Source organism: Pseudomonas gebzensis (assembly GCF_034427815.1).
Classification (GTDB): Bacteria; Pseudomonadota; Gammaproteobacteria; order Pseudomonadales; family Pseudomonadaceae; genus Aquipseudomonas.
Map to the genome: position 1 here is coordinate 12,232 of NZ_JAXQNS010000005.1, position 15,794 is coordinate 28,025.

17 protein-coding genes, 3 tRNA genes and 1 pseudogene are annotated in these 15,794 nt (G+C 62.5%); 12 read left to right on the forward strand and 9 right to left on the reverse strand.

Annotation, left to right across the window (positions count from 1 at the left end):
• Positions 1–34 precede the first annotated feature (34 nt).
• The 5 genes from SJI00_RS10885 to thiO are packed head-to-tail and all read left to right on the forward strand — an operon-like array spanning position 35 to position 3,044.
• Positions 35–397: a hypothetical protein gene (locus SJI00_RS10885; protein ID WP_322461732.1), complete on the forward strand. Its 363-nt coding sequence runs from the start codon at positions 35–37 to the stop codon at positions 395–397.
• The gene (locus SJI00_RS10890; RefSeq protein WP_322461733.1) at positions 394–1,032 is read left to right on the forward strand and encodes a PilW family protein; all 639 of its coding nucleotides are present in this window, start codon (positions 394–396) and stop codon (positions 1,030–1,032) included. The genes SJI00_RS10885 and SJI00_RS10890 overlap by 4 nt, the downstream gene beginning before the upstream one ends.
• The gene (locus SJI00_RS10895) at positions 1,029–1,499 is read left to right on the forward strand and encodes a hypothetical protein (RefSeq protein ID WP_322461734.1); all 471 of its coding nucleotides are present in this window, start codon (positions 1,029–1,031) and stop codon (positions 1,497–1,499) included. Before SJI00_RS10890 ends, SJI00_RS10895 begins: the two co-directional genes overlap by 4 nt.
• Before the next feature lies 1 nt (position 1,500).
• Positions 1,501–1,899, forward strand: a complete 399-nt coding sequence (locus tag SJI00_RS10900) for a type IV pilin protein (RefSeq protein ID WP_322461735.1) — start codon at positions 1,501–1,503, stop codon at positions 1,897–1,899.
• A gap of 47 nt (positions 1,900–1,946) precedes the next feature.
• A complete protein-coding gene (gene thiO, locus SJI00_RS10905; RefSeq protein WP_322461736.1) occupies positions 1,947–3,044 on the forward strand; it encodes a glycine oxidase ThiO in 1,098 nt (365 codons plus the stop codon).
• 36 nt (positions 3,045–3,080) lie between these two features.
• On the opposite strand, the gene SJI00_RS10910 is transcribed toward thiO, so the two are convergent.
• Both SJI00_RS10910 and SJI00_RS10915 read right to left on the reverse strand, forming a co-directional pair.
• Positions 3,081–3,311, reverse strand: coding sequence for a PP0621 family protein (locus SJI00_RS10910; RefSeq protein ID WP_322461737.1), 231 nt, complete (start codon positions 3,309–3,311; stop codon positions 3,081–3,083).
• A gap of 92 nt (positions 3,312–3,403) precedes the next feature.
• Positions 3,404–4,423, reverse strand: a complete 1,020-nt coding sequence (locus SJI00_RS10915; protein ID WP_322461738.1) for an outer membrane protein assembly factor BamD — start codon at positions 4,421–4,423, stop codon at positions 3,404–3,406.
• A gap of 148 nt (positions 4,424–4,571) precedes the next feature.
• Here SJI00_RS10915 and rluD point away from each other — a divergent pair, with 148 nt between their 5' ends.
• The 6 genes from rluD to SJI00_RS10945 all read left to right on the forward strand — a co-directional run bounded on the left by rluD (position 4,572) and on the right by SJI00_RS10945 (position 9,618).
• Complete coding sequence (gene rluD, locus SJI00_RS10920; protein WP_322461739.1) at positions 4,572–5,534, forward strand: 23S rRNA pseudouridine(1911/1915/1917) synthase RluD; 963 nt, start codon at positions 4,572–4,574, stop codon at positions 5,532–5,534.
• Positions 5,531–6,271, forward strand: coding sequence for a peptidoglycan editing factor PgeF (gene pgeF / locus SJI00_RS10925; protein WP_322461740.1), 741 nt, complete (start codon positions 5,531–5,533; stop codon positions 6,269–6,271). The genes rluD and pgeF overlap by 4 nt, the downstream gene beginning before the upstream one ends.
• Positions 6,272–6,395: 124 nt before the next feature.
• Entirely contained in the window at positions 6,396–8,960 is a 2,565-nt protein-coding gene (gene clpB / locus SJI00_RS10930) for an ATP-dependent chaperone ClpB (RefSeq protein ID WP_322461741.1), read from the forward strand.
• Between the two features lie 419 nt (positions 8,961–9,379).
• Positions 9,380–9,455, forward strand: a tRNA-Asn gene (locus tag SJI00_RS10935).
• A 4-nt stretch (positions 9,456–9,459) separates the two neighbouring features.
• Positions 9,460–9,536, forward strand: a tRNA-Pro gene (locus SJI00_RS10940).
• Between the two features lie 6 nt (positions 9,537–9,542).
• Positions 9,543–9,618 (forward strand) — tRNA-Lys (locus tag SJI00_RS10945).
• 216 nt (positions 9,619–9,834) lie between these two features.
• On the opposite strand, the gene SJI00_RS10950 is transcribed toward SJI00_RS10945, so the two are convergent.
• From SJI00_RS10950 to SJI00_RS10980, 7 genes and pseudogenes are all read right to left on the reverse strand, one after another.
• Positions 9,835–11,130, reverse strand: coding sequence for an NAD(P)/FAD-dependent oxidoreductase (locus SJI00_RS10950; protein WP_322461742.1), 1,296 nt, complete (start codon positions 11,128–11,130; stop codon positions 9,835–9,837).
• Positions 11,131–11,214: 84 nt separating this feature from the next.
• Positions 11,215–11,381: pseudogene (locus SJI00_RS10955) on the reverse strand (DUF3094 family protein).
• Between the two features lie 110 nt (positions 11,382–11,491).
• Complete coding sequence (locus tag SJI00_RS10960) at positions 11,492–12,121, reverse strand: DUF1780 domain-containing protein (protein ID WP_322461743.1); 630 nt, start codon at positions 12,119–12,121, stop codon at positions 11,492–11,494.
• An 85-nt stretch (positions 12,122–12,206) separates the two neighbouring features.
• A complete protein-coding gene (yacG, locus tag SJI00_RS10965; protein ID WP_322461744.1) occupies positions 12,207–12,407 on the reverse strand; it encodes a DNA gyrase inhibitor YacG in 201 nt (66 codons plus the stop codon).
• Positions 12,404–13,027: a dephospho-CoA kinase gene (coaE, locus tag SJI00_RS10970; RefSeq protein WP_322461745.1), complete on the reverse strand. Its 624-nt coding sequence runs from the start codon at positions 13,025–13,027 to the stop codon at positions 12,404–12,406. Before coaE ends, yacG begins: the two co-directional genes overlap by 4 nt.
• Positions 13,027–13,893 carry a prepilin peptidase gene (locus SJI00_RS10975; RefSeq protein ID WP_322461746.1) on the reverse strand — a complete coding sequence of 289 codons (867 nt, stop codon included), beginning with the start codon at positions 13,891–13,893 and terminating at the stop codon, positions 13,027–13,029. Before SJI00_RS10975 ends, coaE begins: the two co-directional genes overlap by 1 nt.
• A gap of 1 nt (position 13,894) precedes the next feature.
• A complete protein-coding gene (locus SJI00_RS10980; protein ID WP_322461747.1) occupies positions 13,895–15,100 on the reverse strand; it encodes a type II secretion system F family protein in 1,206 nt (401 codons plus the stop codon).
• 221 nt (positions 15,101–15,321) lie between these two features.
• On the opposite strand from SJI00_RS10980, the gene SJI00_RS10985 reads away from it, so the two are divergent.
• Positions 15,322–15,747: a pilin gene (locus SJI00_RS10985; RefSeq protein WP_322461748.1), complete on the forward strand. Its 426-nt coding sequence runs from the start codon at positions 15,322–15,324 to the stop codon at positions 15,745–15,747.
• Positions 15,748–15,794 lie beyond the last annotated feature (47 nt).

Genomic DNA, 15,794 nt, shown 5'->3' on the forward strand with positions numbered 1-15,794 from the left:
GAGTGCAGAGGGAAATGTCTCAGGGAGAGCAGGGATGCAAGCACGTGAGCGTGGGGTGACGTTGGTCGAGGTGTCGCTGAGCCTGGGCCTCATGGCGGCAGGTCTGCTGGGCGCAGCCGGTCTGCAGTTGCGTGCCTTGCAGGCCAGCGAGCAGGCGCGCCAGCACAGCCAGGCGGTCTGGCTGGCGCAGAGCGTGCTAGAGGTGGGGCGGGCGGCGCAAACATTGACCACCCAGCATGAGCTGGCGTGGCAGATGCAACTCAAGGCAGCACTCGGTGCGCACGCCCATGGGTGGGTGCGCCAGGTGGGAGGAGGGCACCAGGTGCAGGTGCAATGGCCCGGCGCGTCTGGCGGCGATCCGATGAGCATCGATGTGCCGGGCAGGTTGGCGCCATGAGCGGTACGCAGGCAGGGTTCAGCCTGATTGAAGCGCTGCTGGCGATGGCGCTGGGGCTGTTGGTGTTGGCGGGCTCCAGCCAGGTGTTCGTGTCGGTCTATCAGTCCTGGCAACTGCAAGGCGCCGCGCAGCAGTTGCAAGGTGATGCGCGGTTGGCGCTCAAGCGCATCGCACAGGATATCCGTATGGCCGGGATGTTCGGCTGCCTGCGCCTGTTGCCAGAGGACTTTCCTGACGCCACGGCGGACGCCGAGTTTGCACGCCCGGTGATCGTTCGAGGTGACAGTCTCAGCCTGATCGTTGCCGAGCTTCCCGGCCACGCGGGCGCCGCTCAGTGGACACTGCTGACCGACTGCCACCGGCAGGCCCAGGTGCGCAAAGGGCGCGTGGTAGCACCTGCGGGCCAGATGGCATTGCCCATCAGCCGCCTGGAGTACCGACTGCTCGGCGCCGAGCTCAGACAGGTACGGGCTGGCAGTTCACAGACCTTGCTCGATCATGTCCAGGCATTGAAGGTGGTGTGGGGGGATGAGCAACGCATCGACCTTCAGCTGGACCTGTACGAGCCGCAGTGGAAAATCACCCAACGCCATACGTTGAGCGTCGCGTTGCGCAACCCGATGGCGCTGCCATGAAGCATCAGCGCGGGGTGGTCATGCTGATGTGCCTGGTGCTCAGCCTGTTGTTGGGGATGCTGGCTGCCTCGGCGCTGCGTGATGCCCTGCTGGAAACGCGGTTGTCCGGTCATTTGCTGCGTAGCGTGCAGGCCTTCGAGCAGGCCGAGGCGGCCTTGCTCGAAGCCGCCTCGCAGCTGCCCGACAGCCTGCCCGAGTGCGAAGGCTGCCTGCCGCCACCCAGGCCGCACGCGCTCGATGGCCCCTGGCAACGCAACGCCTGCGGCTACTTCATGGTGCAGAACCTGGGGCTCACTGAGCGTGCAGCCCATGTCCCGGCAGGTGAGTCGGTACGGTTGTTTCGCATCACCGTCGTCAGCGAGCAACGGGCGGCCCGGCAGGTGCTTGAAGCTGTGTATGCGGTGGCGGCCAGTGGTATCGGGGCGCCTCGGCGAATTCTCTGGCGGCAGCGATTCAAGGAAGGATGATATGCAGCAGGGTTTGAGCATGATCGAATTATTGATTGTCCTGGCGGTGACCGGCATGCTGGCGGCCATTGCCTACCCCAGCTATCAAGAGTCGCTGCGCCGCGCCGCACGAAGCGAGATTGTCGGTCAGCTGCACGACGCGGCGCAGCGCCTGGAACGGCACCGTGTCGTGAGTGGTGGCTACGCCGACACGGACCAGCAGCACGCGTCATTGCCGATCGGTAGCGCTTATTACCACCTGCGCGCCCGGCGCGAGGGCACACGCTTCACGCTGGTCGGCACGCGGCGCCTGCACACAATGATGGCGGATGACCACTGCGGCGATTTCGAGCTTGAGCACACAGGCGCGCGTCGCAATCCGAATAGTCTGGACGACTCACAGGCCTGTTGGGGAAGCTGAAAGGGTGCCACACGCGCCGCGGATCATTTCACGTGTTGGATGAATCAATGAGCAAACGAGTAGTAGTTGTCGGCGGTGGTGTCATTGGTCTGCTGACCGCGTTCAACCTGGCGGCGAAAGTCGGGCATGTGACCGTCTGTGACCAGGGCGAGGTGGGTCGGGAGTCGTCCTGGGCAGGCGGCGGGATCGTCTCGCCGTTGTACCCCTGGCGCTACAGTCCGGCAGTGACGGCATTGGCGCACTGGTCGCAGGATTTCTACCCGCAGTTGGCCGAGCGGCTACTGGCCTCGACCGGTATCGACCCAGAGGTCCACACCACGGGCCTGTATTGGCTCGACCTGGACGACCAGGCTGATGCCCTGGCCTGGGCCGAGCAACAACGACGACCACTGGTGGAGGTGGATATCGCCAGCGTCTACGGCGCGGTCAAGGCTCTGGGGCCGGGCTTTGCGCAGGCGATTCACATGCCCGGTGTGGCGAATGTGCGTAACCCGCGGTTGGTGAAGTCTCTCAAGGCGGCATTGCACGCATTGCCCAACGTGACAGTGCGCGAGCATTGCCCGATCAGCGGATTCGAACATCAGGCCGGGCGAGTGACGGGCGTACACACCGGCGACGGGCTGCTGGCAGCAGACGATGTGGTGTTGAGCGCGGGGGCGTGGAGCGGTGACTTGCTGCGCACGCTAGACCTCGAGCTGCCCGTACAGCCGGTCAAAGGCCAGATGATCCTGTTCAAGTGCGCCGAAGACTACCTGCCGAGCATGGTGCTGGCTAACGGGCGTTACGCTATCCCGCGGCGAGACGGCCATATTCTGGTGGGCAGCACCCTTGAGCACGTCGGTTTTGACAAACAACCCACCGCGCATGCGTTAGCCAGCCTGACGGCTTCGGCGATCGACCTGTTGCCAGCACTGGAAGACGCGCGTGTGGTGGGGCACTGGGCCGGCCTGCGGCCCGGGTCACCGGAGGGTGTGCCTTACATCGGGCCAGTGCCTGGGCACGAAGGCCTTTGGCTCAACTGCGGACACTTTCGCAACGGGCTGGTGTTGGCGCCGGCGTCGTGCCAGCTCTTCTGCGATCTGCTGACGGGCACACCGCCCATCATCGACCCGACACCTTACGCACCTGCCGGGCGCCTGGGCTAAGCGGCTCCGCGCCCAGGCGTGCACACCACGCCCGGGTCACGAGTGCTGAGCGGGGCCCTGTTCAAGATGCTGCTGGCTGCAATACCACTGGCCCGTGCGCTGCAAGGCACGATCATTGGGCAGGTGCACGCCGCAATGGGCGCAACGGACCATGCGCAATGGGTCATTCAGGTGATGTTGACCAGGTGCTTGCTGGCTGATCTTGAACTTGCGCCACAGCCAGAAGACGGCGGCGATCAGGGCGATCCAGAACAGGAGACGAATCATGGTGTCCGGCTTGTCAGAGTGGGAGAGGGTAGGCTAGGGCTGCGCCAATGAAAAAGGGAGGCCTGCGCCTCCCTTCTTGTTTCAGTGCGTGATCAGTCGAACAGCCCGAAGGTGGCGTAGCTGAACCACGAGCGGTCGCTGTCAGCATCCTTGGGGCCGGCCGGCGCGATCGGGTCACCGTTTTCGTCCTTGGGCAGCAGCTCGCGCGGGATATCGTCGCGAGCATCCTGGAACTGCTTGACCACGTCCTGGTTCGCGCGGGTTTCGCCAGGCGGCAACGGTGTATCGGTCTCGATCAGGCCGAGCGTCGCTTTGGACAGCCAGGAGCGACCATCGGACTCCTTCTCTTTTGCCTCGAACTTGCCGTCGACCAGGCTCGGATGGTCAGGGTAGTTGAGCTTCAGGGTTTCCAGGCTGGTGGCCGCCAGATCATCAAGGTGCATCTTCTGGTACGACTCGACCATGATCGCCAGGCCATCGCCGACCGACGGCGTTTCCTGGAAGTTTTCCACCACGTAGCGGCCACGGTTGGCGGCAGCGACGTAAGCGTCGCGGGTCAGGTAGTAGTCAGCCACATGGATTTCGTACGCGGCCAGCAGGTTGCGCAGGTAGATCATGCGCTGCTTGGCATCGGGCGAATAACGGCTGTTGGGGAAACGGCTGGTGAGCTGCGCGAACTCGTTGTAGGAGTCGCGTGCGGCGCCCGGATCACGCTTGGTCATGTCCAGCGGCAGGAAACGCGCCACCAGGCCACGGTCCTGATCGAACGAGGTCAGGCCCTTGAGGTAATAGGCGTAATCGACGTTCGGATGCTGCGGATGCAGGCGGATGAAGCGCTCGGCAGCCGATTTGGCAGCTTCGGGCTCGGAGTTCTTGTAGTTCGCGTAGATCAGCTCGAGCTGTGCCTGATCGGCATAGCGACCGAACGGATAACGCGACTCCAGCGCCTTCAACTTGTTGGTAGCGCTGGTATAGCTGTGGTTGTCCAGGTCAGCTTGCGCCTGCTGGTACAGTTCGGCTTCGCTGAGGTTCTCATCAATGACTTCCTTGTTCGAGGAACAGGCAGCAGTGAGTCCGAGGATGGCGATCAGCAGCAGGTGTTTCACTTGCATGGCGGCTTGCGTCCCTTTGACGGCCGCTGTCTTGGGCGGTGCCGTCCTGTTATGATGAGCGCCCCCGGAAAGACCCGGGGCAAAAGAAGCCGTATTTAACCACAAGCACGCAGCCGAAACCAAAGGCTGTACGCCCGCTGAATCGAGCATGTCCGAGATCATCCAACTTAGCGCAGAAGTCCCGTCCGAACTGGGGGGCCAACGCCTCGACCAGGTCGCCGCCCATTTGTTCGACGAGTACTCGCGTTCGCGCCTGTCGTCGTGGATCAAGGATGGCCGTCTGACGGTCGACGGCGCGGTGCTGCGGCCGCGTGATACCGTCCATGGCGGGTCAGTTCTGGTCCTTGAGGCCGAGCATGAAGCCCAGGGTGAATGGGAGGCTCAGGACATCGAGCTCGACATCGTCTACGAAGACGAGCACATCCTGGTGATCAACAAGCCGGCCGGGCTGGTGGTCCATCCGGCGGCAGGCCATGCCGACGGCACTTTGCTCAATGCCCTGCTGCACCATGTGCCTGACATCATCAATGTGCCCCGCGCCGGCATCGTTCACCGCCTCGACAAAGACACCACCGGTCTGATGGTGGTCGCCAAGACCCTGCAGGCGCAGACCAACCTCGTCGATCAGTTGCAGTCGCGCAGCGTCAGCCGCGTCTATGAATGCATCGTGCTCGGCGTGGTCACGGCAGGCGGCAAGATTGACGCGCCCATTGGCCGGCACGGTGGCCAGCGCCAGCGCATGGCGGTGACCGATGGCGGCAAGCCTGCCATCAGCCACTACCGGGTGCTCGAGCGTTTCCGCCTGCACACCCACGTGCGGGTGAAGCTTGAAACCGGCCGTACCCACCAGATCCGCGTACACATGGCCCACGTCAACTTCCCGTTGATCGGTGACCCGACCTACGGCGGTCGTTTCCGTATTCCGCCTGCGGCCAGCCCGTCCTTGGTCGATGCACTGAAGACGTTCCCACGCCAGGCCCTGCACGCACGCTTCCTGAAGTTGATCCACCCGGCCACGGGCAAGACCATCGGCTGGGAAGCGCCGCTGCCGGATGACTTCGTCTGGTTGCTGTCGTTGCTCAAGCAAGACCGCAGCGATTTCATCGGATGACACCCCTGGCCCAGGCGCTGCTTTTCCCTGACTGGCCAGCCCCGGCCACGGTGGGCGCCTGTGTCACAACCCGTGAGGGCGGCGTCAGCTTGCCGCCGTACGACACCTTCAATCTGGGTGACCATGTCGGCGATGTGCCGCTGGCGGTTGCCGAGAACCGCCGACGTTTGAGCGAGGCGCTGGGCGTGCGTCCGGCCTGGCTCAAACAGGTGCACGGCGTTGACGTTGCGCACGCCGACCCGGTGCATGTCCCTCAAGCCGATGCCTGCTGGACGGCAACGCCCGGCATTGCCTGCACTGCGATGACCGCCGATTGCCTGCCCGTGCTGTTCTGTGACCGCGCCGGCACGCGTGTGGCTGCGGCCCATGCGGGTTGGCGCGGGCTTGCCGCCGGGGTGTTGGAAGCCACGCTTCAAGCCTTGGCTGTGCCCGCTGACGAGGTGCTGGTCTGGCTTGGCCCGGCCATCGGCGCGCAAGCCTTCGAGGTCGGTCTGGAAGTGCGCGAGGCCTTCACCGCGCAGCATCCGGAAGCCTGCACCGCGTTCGTGCCTGGTGCCCAGCCCGGTAAGTTGCTGGCCGACATCTACGCGTTGGCGCGCATCTGCCTTGCCAGTTGCGGTGTGAGGGCGGTCTATGGCGGCGGTCTGTGTACCGTGTCCGACCCGCGTTTCTTCTCCTATCGCCGTACGCCGCAAGGTGGCCGCTTCGCATCCTTGGTCTGGCTCCAGCCGCGCTGATCTGCATCAACCCCGCTACGCTTGAATCTTCCAGAATCAGCCTCATCTATTGGTTATCTCTGGCAGGTTTCTCCATCAGGTGTGTCCATCGCTCCGGCCTGCCCTTATTCAGGAAGGTATCTCCATGCGCATAGACCGTTTGACCAGCAAGTTACAACTCGCGTTATCCGACGCTCAATCCTTGGCCGTGGGCATGGACCAGCCCGCCATCGAGCCGCTGCATTTATTGCAGGCGCTGATCGATCAGCAAGGCGGTTCGATCAAACCGTTGCTGATGCAGGTGGGTTTTGACGTCACCGCGCTGCGCCAGGCCCTGGTCGCAGCCCTTGATCAACTGCCGAAAATCCAGAATCCCACCGGCGACGTGAATATGTCGCAAGACTTGGCGCGCCTGCTCAATCAGGCGGATCGTCTTGCGCAACAGCGCGGTGACCAGTTCATCTCCAGCGAGCTGGTGCTGCTGGCCGGCATGGATGAAAACAGCAAGCTGGGCAAGCTGCTGCTCAGCCAGGGCGTGAGCAAGAAGGCGTTGGAAAACGCCATCAACAACCTGCGCGGCGGCGCAGCCGTGAACGATGCCAACGCGGAAGAATCACGCCAGGCGCTCGACAAATACACGGTCGACCTGACCAAGCGCGCCGAGGAAGGCAAGCTCGACCCGGTCATCGGTCGGGACGACGAGATCCGTCGTACCATTCAGGTATTGCAGCGGCGCACCAAGAACAACCCGGTGCTGATCGGTGAGCCCGGCGTCGGTAAGACGGCGATCGCCGAGGGCCTGGCCCAGCGCATCATCAATGGCGAAGTGCCCGATGGTCTCAAAGGCAAGCGTTTGCTGGCGCTGGACATGGGCGCGCTGATCGCCGGTGCCAAGTACCGCGGTGAATTCGAAGAGCGGCTCAAGGGCTTGCTCAACGAGCTGTCCAAGCAGGAAGGCCAGATCATCCTGTTCATCGACGAGCTGCATACCATGGTCGGCGCCGGCAAGGGCGAGGGCGCCATGGACGCCGGTAATATGCTGAAACCGGCTCTGGCCCGGGGCGAGTTGCACTGTGTCGGCGCCACCACCTTGAACGAGTACCGCCAGTACATCGAGAAGGACGCGGCCCTGGAGCGCCGTTTCCAGAAGGTCTTGGTCGAGGAGCCCAGCGAGGAAGACACCATCGCTATCCTGCGTGGCCTGAAAGAGCGCTATGAACTGCACCACAAAGTGGCCATCACCGACGGTGCAATCATCGCCGCGGCCAAGCTCAGCCACCGCTATATCACTGATCGCCAGCTGCCAGACAAAGCCATCGACCTGATCGACGAAGCCGCCAGCCGAATTCGCATGGAGATCGACTCCAAGCCCGAAGTGCTCGATCGCCTCGATCGGCGCTTGATCCAGCTGAAAGTCGAGTCTCAGGCGCTGAAGAAAGAGCAAGACGAGCCGGCCAAGAAGCGCCTGGAAAAACTCACCGAAGAAATCGAACGGCTCGAGCGCGAATATTCCGATCTGGAAGAAATCTGGGCATCGGAGAAGGCCGAGGTGCAGGGCTCTGCGCAGATTCAGCAAAAAATCGAACAGGCCCGGCAAGAGCTGGAGGCCGCGCGCCGCAAGGGTGATCTCAGCCGCATGGCCGAACTGCAGTACGGGGTGATTCCCGATCTTGAACGCAGCCTGCAGATGGTCGATCAGCATGGCAAGACCGAGAATCAGCTGCTGCGCAATAAAGTCACCGAGGAAGAAATTGCCGAAGTGGTCTCCAAGTGGACCGGCATTCCAGTGTCCAAAATGCTCGAAGGCGAGCGCGACAAGCTGTTGAAGATGGAAGGCTTGCTGCATGAGCGGGTCATCGGCCAGGAAGAGGCAGTGATCGCTGTGGCCAACGCAGTGCGTCGCTCGCGTGCCGGGTTGTCCGATCCCAATCGGCCCAGCGGTTCATTCATGTTCCTCGGCCCGACCGGGGTCGGCAAGACGGAGCTGTGCAAGGCGCTGGCCGAATTCCTGTTCGATACCGAAGAGGCCATGGTGCGTATCGACATGTCCGAGTTCATGGAGAAGCATTCGGTCGCTCGCCTGATTGGTGCGCCGCCGGGCTATGTGGGGTACGAAGAGGGCGGCTACCTGACCGAGGCGGTGCGTCGCAAACCCTATTCGGTGGTGCTGCTCGATGAGGTAGAGAAAGCGCACCCGGATGTCTTCAACGTGTTGCTGCAAGTGCTCGAAGACGGCCGTCTGACGGACAGCCACGGGCGTACCGTGGATTTTCGCAATACGGTAATCGTGATGACCTCGAACCTGGGCTCGGCGCAGATCCAGGAGCTGGTCGGTGACCGCGATGCTCAGCACGCCGCCGTGATGGACGCGGTGAGCGCGCATTTCCGTCCCGAGTTCATCAACCGGATCGACGAAGTGGTGGTGTTCGAACCCCTTGGCCGCGAACAGATTGCCGGAATCACCGAGATTCAGTTGGGGCGCCTGCGCAGTCGCCTGGCCGAGCGCGAACTCTCGCTGAACCTGGAGCCTGAAGCGGTCGACAAGCTGATTGCGGTGGGTTACGACCCCGTCTATGGCGCGCGGCCGCTGAAACGGGCCATTCAGCGCTGGATCGAAAACCCGTTGGCGCAGTTGATTCTGTCGGGCCAGTTCCTGCCGGGTACCGCGATTACCGGCAAAGCAGAGGGAGAGGGCATCCGTTTCGAGTGATCATCGGTGGGTTCGAGGTTAAAGCTCGGTGCGGATCGTCGTCCGCACCGGGCTTTTTTTATTCGCATGGGTGTCATTTAGCCCTGCCTGGGGAGCGTGGCAGGCGCCTAACACGCCGGTTTTCGGGCCTCATCGATAACATGTTGAGAAATTTGAAATTTCTGCTTGCAATGGACAAAAGCTCACCCTAATATACGCCGCGTTGTCAGGCACTAAGCAGATCAGCAGCGGTATCGATGATCTGAAAACAATTTGCAAATCAGTCACTTGAAAGCAAATTGGGGGTTGACAAGCAAAACGAAGGATGTAGAATAGCGCACCATCAGAGGCAACAACGCGAAAGCGCAAGCCGATGATTTTGAAGCTTACTCAGTCTTCGAAGTTGTAAAGTTTTACGGAAAAGTTGTACGAAGTTCAGTTCCGCGATAGCTCAGTCGGTAGAGCAAATGACTGTTAATCATTGGGTCCCTGGTTCGAGTCCAGGTCGCGGAGCCAATTTCGGGGTGTAGCGCAGTCCGGTAGCGCGCCTGCTTTGGGAGCAGGATGTCAGGAGTTCGAATCCCCTCACCCCGACCATTTTCCGGGTCGTTAGCTCAGTTGGTAGAGCAGTTGGCTTTTAACCAATTGGTCGTAGGTTCGAATCCTACACGACCCACCATTTTCAAGACGATGAAGCGATGTACAAGTCGCTTGTTAGCCGAAAATGTGAAGAAGCCCGCCTTAATGGCGGGCTTTTTCGTATGCGTTCGAAAATCATGCGTGGGCGGTAAAAGTAGGCGGGCTACGCCCCTTGTCTCGAAGGCTCGTCACGACGAACGAGCGCTTGGCCATGGCCAGCCTGCGCGGCTCGTGGCAAGCCGCGCAGGCATCACCCTCAATGCAACTTGAGCCGCGGCTCGGTGCCCCGGCCGATCTTGCTGCCCAGCATCATCAACGCTGTGCGCAAGAAACCGTACAGCGCCACTTGGTGCATGCGGTACAGCGACACGTAAAACATCCGCGCCAGCCAGCCTTCCAGCTTCACGCTGCCCATCAGGTTGCCCATCAGGTTGCCCACCGCAGTGAAGCGCGACAGCGACACCAGCGAGCCGTAGTCCTTGTACACGTAGGTCGGCAGCGGCTTGTTCTCAAGGCGCGCGGTCAGGCTCTTTACCAGCATCGACGCCTGCTGGTGTGCAGCTTGCGCGCGCGGCGGCACGGTGCGATCGCTGTCCGGCTGCGGGCAGGCCGCGCAGTCGCCGAAGGCGAAGATGTCATCGTCAAGGGTGGTCTGCAGGGTAGGGCGCACTACCAACTGGTTGATGCGGTTGCTTTCCAGGCCATCGATGCCTTTGAGGAACGCCGGCGCACGAATACCCGCCGCCCACACCTTCAAGCTCGCCTGAATGACCTCGCCGTTACTGGTCTTGAGGCTGTCGGCCGTCACTTCGCTGACCGACGCGCCGGTCATCACCGTAACACCGAGTTTTTCCAGGGTGCGGTGCACCGGCTTGCTGATGCGTTCGGGCAGCGCGGGCAGCACACGTGGGCCGGCTTCGATGAGGGTGATGTGCATGTCTTGCGGCTGGATGCTGTCCAGGCCATAGGCCGCCAGCTCATGGGCAGCGTGGTGCAGCTCGGCCGCCAGTTCCACGCCCGTGGCGCCCGCGCCGACGATGGCCACGCTGATCTTTTCGCTGGCCACATCGCCCGCATGGGCGCGCAGATAGTGGTTGAGCAGTTGCTGGTGGAAACGCTCGGCCTGCTTGCGGGTGTCGAGAAACAGGCAATGCTGCGCGGCGCCCAGGGTGCCGAAGTCATTGGTGTTGCTGCCGACGGCGATCACCAGTGTGTCGTAGCCCAGCGTACGCGCCGGCAGTAGCTCGCGGCCTTCTTCGTCCAGGGTGGCGGCAAGCTGGATCATCTTGCTGTGGCGGTCCAGGCCGCTCATGCGGCCGAGCTGGAAATTGAAGTGGTTCCATTTGGCCTGGGCGACGTAGTTGAGCTCGTCGTCCGAGGAGTTCAGGGAGCCGGCGGCCACCTCATGCAGCAGGGGCTTCCAGATATGGGTCAGGTTGGCGTCGACCAAGGTCACTTCGGCCTGCTTGCGCTTGCCCAGGCCTTTGCCCAGGCGGGTCGCCAGTTCCAGGCCGCCAGCGCCGCCGCCGACGATCACGATGCGATGAGTCATGAGGAGATCTCGTAAGGTTGAAAAATTCTTGGCCTGCCGGGCCCGTGTCTGTTTCAGGTGAGGGGAGGGCGAGCGCGAGGCAGCTCATAGCACCAGTCCACTCAACAGACGGCTGATCACGCCCAAGGCAACCCCCGCCGCGACTCCCAAATCAGGCGCAACCAAGGCCGGAACGGCCTGCGCTCGACACGAGAGTGGGGCGCTTGCAGGTACTCAGCGACGCGACGCTGATCGTCAGAGCTGTTCACGATGGGCCGTGGATAGACGCATAGGACTGCACAAACGCCACAGCGTTCTCGCAGTGGCTGGATGATAATGCCTTTCAACCGCGACGTGGCAATCTATCCCGTGCTGCCTGCGCTCAAAGGCTGATGCCCACGTCGAAAACGATGCTGCGCCCCAGGTTGCTGCGCAGGAAATCGGGTGCATCCGGATGGGCGAACAGCACGCGGGCGAAGGTCGGTCCGACCAGCGAAAGCGAGCGCCAGCCCTGACGCAGGTACTCGGTGGGGGGCGGGAAATGACTGTTCAGATCGAGCACTTCGCGCTTCAGGCTGGCGAAGGCGATGATATCGAGCTCGCCCAGATCCAGGCCGCGCTCTACATAGTTGTGCGCCTTTTTGCGCAGCGTCGGGGCCAGCCGTGCCAGCAGTTCCTGTGCACTGATGCGCCGCGGGCGCGCTTCGCGGCGAACCAGTTGAGCCAGGGAAAAAGCACTGCGACGACGCTGCAGTTCCTCGCGCCATTCATCGTTCAGGCGGCGGCCTTCATCGAGTACGAAAAACACCTCGAAGGCGGCGTCATGGAACAGCACGTCTGGTGGTTCTTGATTGGCCGGGCTGAAATCTTCGTTTCGATAAGGAATGTTCAACCCTTGCAGCAGGCGCTGGCAGACCCAACGCTCACGCTCCCATTTGCGGGCATTGGAAAGAAAGGCATTGGCTTGTTCGGCCTGGATGGTGAGCAGGCGCAGGTAGTCTGAGTCGTCCATGCACTGAGCTTAGCTGCTATCGATGACGGTAAGATGCTGTTTACCCGTGAAAAAAGTACGCCCTGCCAACGCAGGGCGTGGTGGCTCAGTGGCGAGGTTCCAGTTCACCGGAGTACAGCTCGTCTTCGGACTCAGGCGCGGCAGGAATCTTGTGCTCTTCGGCGGCCCAGGCGCCCAGGTCGATCAGTTTGCAGCGGTCGGAGCAGAACGGCCGGTGGGTGTTGGCCGCCTTCCATTCTACGGGGGCGCCACAGGTAGGGCAGTCTACGTTCAGTGGCTGGCTCATGGCTGGCCTCCTTTCAAAGTCAGGTAAAAATGGTGCAGGCGGTCGATCTGCTCGCGCAGCCAGAGCACGTCCCGGTCATTGACCACGACGTCGTCGGCATGTCGCAAGCGGTCTTCGCGTTTGAGCTGCGCCTTGAAAATCGCTTCCACCTGCGCAGGGTTGGTGCCGTCGCGCTGCAAGGTGCGCTGCATCTGCAATTCGTGCGGCGCGTCGATCACCAGGATGCGCTGGGTCTTGGCGTACTGGCCCGACTCGATCAGCAAGGGCGAAACATACACCGCATAGGGCGACTCGGCCTTGGCCAGATAAGTGAAGATCTCCTGGCCGATCAGCGGGTGCAGCAAGGCTTCGAGCCAGCGGCGTTGCTCGGGATCGGCGAAGATCAGCTCACGCAAGGCCGAGCGGTTCAGTTGGCCGTCGTCCAGCAGCACGCCCGCGCCGAAGCGCTCGGCAATGCTCGCCAGCGCAGGCCGCCCCGGCTCCACCACCCAACGCGCCGCCTGATCCGCATCGACCAGGTGCACGCCCAACTCGACGAAGCGCTCGGCTGCGGCACTCTTGCCGCTGCCGATGCCACCGGTGAGGCCGAGAATCCATGGGGAATGTGCTGCGCTAGTCATCAGAAGCCGGTCATGTGCAGGTAGGAAGTGTGTATTTCATCACTCCACAGCAGCATGATCCACCCCGCAATGGCCAAACAGGGACCAAAAGGCATTTCACTGCCAGTGCGCGCCTTGCGTCGGGCCAGCAACCATAGGCCTGTCAGCGCGCCGCCTATCGAGGCCAACAGGAGGGTAAACGGCACGATCTGCACGCCGCCCCAGGCGCCCATCATCGCCAGCAATTTGAAATCGCCGTAGCCCATGCCGTCTTTGCCGGTCAGGAGCTTGAACAGCCAGAACAGTGTCCACAGGCTCAAATAGCCTGCAACCACGCCCAGCACGGCCTGGGTCAGATCGGCCAGCACTGCCACGGTATTGATCAGCAGGCCCAGCCAGAGCATCGGCAGCACCACGACATCCGGTAATAGCCTGTGCTGCAGGTCGATCACGCTGAGCGCGATCAGTCCCCAGGTCAGTACAAGCAGTAACAGTGCCTCGAACCCCGGGCCACAACGCCAAGCGACGGCGGCTGACAGCGCGCCACTGAGCAATTCCACCAGCGGGTAGCGTGCGCTGATTGGCCTGCTGCAGGCGCTGCATCGACCCCGCAGGGCCAAGTAACTCAGCACGGGCACATTTTCCCACACCCGCAGAGCGTGGTTGCATCGCGGGCAGCATGACCCTGGCAATGCCAGGTTGAACCGCGCACGCCGCACCATGGGTAAGCCCAGAACCGTTTGCGCCTCCTCGTGCCACTGGCGCTTGAGCATGATCGGCAAGCGATAGGCCACGACGTTGATAAAGCTGCCGATCAGCAGCCCCAGCAGCCCCGCGAGCGTCGTGAACCAGGGTGGCTGTTCCAGCAGCAGCGTCCAGTCCGACATGTCAGAACAAGCTCCCCAGCTGAAAGATCGGCAGGTACATCGCCACCACCAGACCGCCGACCAGCACGCCGAGAATCAGCACCACCGCCGGCTCCAGCAGCGTGGTCAGTTGGTCCAGGGATTGAGTGACCTTCGCTTCGTAATGGCTGGCAGCGTTTTCCAGCATCAGGTCCAACGTGCCGCTGCTTTCGCCAATGGCGATCATCTGCACCAGCATCGGCGGGTATACCCGCTCCCTCGCCATCGCCTGGTTCAACCCCTGCCCGTTGGCCATGCCCCGGCGCAAGCGCAGCACCGCGTGCTCGTGCAGTTCATTGCCGCTGACCTTCGCCACGCTGTCCAATGCATCCAGCAACGCTACCCCTGCGCCATACGCCGTACCCAGGCTGCGGCTGAAACGCGCCAATGCAGCGTCGCTGAGCAGGGTGCCCAGTACCGGCAGTGCCAGCACCCGCAGCAGCATCCAATGGCGCGCGGGCGCATGGTGCCGATACCACGCCCGCCCCCCCAACGCCCCGAGTACGGCAAGCATCAACACGCCCCCCGCGTGATCAGCAAACCCGGTGGACATATCGATCACCCACTGGGTAAAAGGCGGCAGTGCTTTATCGAAGCTGGCAAACAACTCCTGAAAGCGAGGCACGACCTCCAACAGCAACAGCGCCGCTACCCCCAGCCCGGTCAGCAGCAGAATCAGTGGGTACATCAGGGCTTTGCGCACCTTGCGCCGCAGTGTCTGCCGGCGTTCGAGCATGCCCGCCAGCTGCGCCAACTGGCGCTCCAAGGTGCCCGAGTGCTCCCCCACCCGCACAAGGTTGCAGTAGAGCTCGTCGAACCAGCTCGGGTGCTGCTGCAAGGCATCGGCCAGGGAAAGACCGGCCGATACCTGCTGTTTCAACCGCTCCAGCAGCGTTGCCAGGCTGGCATTCGCGCCTGCTCGGCCCATGACCTCGAAGCTTTGCAGCAACGGGATACCGGCATTGAGCAAGGTGGCGAGCTGACGGCTGAAACCCGCAGGATCGGTTTTCTGCAGAACGGGCAGTCGCCAGCGCATCGCCCCGGCAAGCTGCACCCGCGCCACGCGGATGCCTTGTGATTCAAGCCGGGCCCGCACGAACAGCGGACTGCGCGCCGAGAGCTGGCCACTGATGGCCATGCCTTGGTGATCAGTGCCTTCCCAGGCAAATTGACGCAGGGATCGAGTCATGGAAAATCCTTTTCCAAAAGCGGTGGCGGAAGGGTGAAGCGCTCCAGGTAAACTCCCGCAACAGCTTCACAGCGCACGTGGCGAGAGGCTCACTAGAGTAGTGCAGCGGACATGAAGTCCTTCCCCGTGAGCGTGACAAAACGTGACTGGCCTGCCGGTATTCACCCTCTGGCGCCAGCCCTGCACGTGTTGCGGACCTACCCGACCACAAGGAGCTCCCCATGCAGCAGCAACGCGGCATCACCCTGATCGAACTGATGATCGTGGTCGCGATCATCGGCATCCTGGCAACCATTGCCATCCCCAGCTACACCAGCCACCAGGCCCGCTCCAAGGCCGCAGCGGCGCTGCTGGAAATCTCGGCCCTGAAAACGCCCATGGACCTGCGCCTGACCGATGGCAAAGATGTCGCTGACGTCACGGTCCTGGGCGGCCAGGCCACCACGGCGCACTGCGCCATCACCGCCACCGGCAATGCCGCGGCCGCGACCGGCACGCTGCAATGCACCCTCGCCCAGGCCCCTTCCAGCATCATCGGCAAGACGGTGACGCTGAACCGCACGGCAGCGGGTTGGGCCTGCGCGACGACCATCGAAGAAGACCTCGCGCCCACAGGCTGTACACCAGCCTCCGGGCCGAGTAATTAATGAGTTGAAACAGAGGTTTGCGTAACCTTCGCGGCAGTGGTACGTTG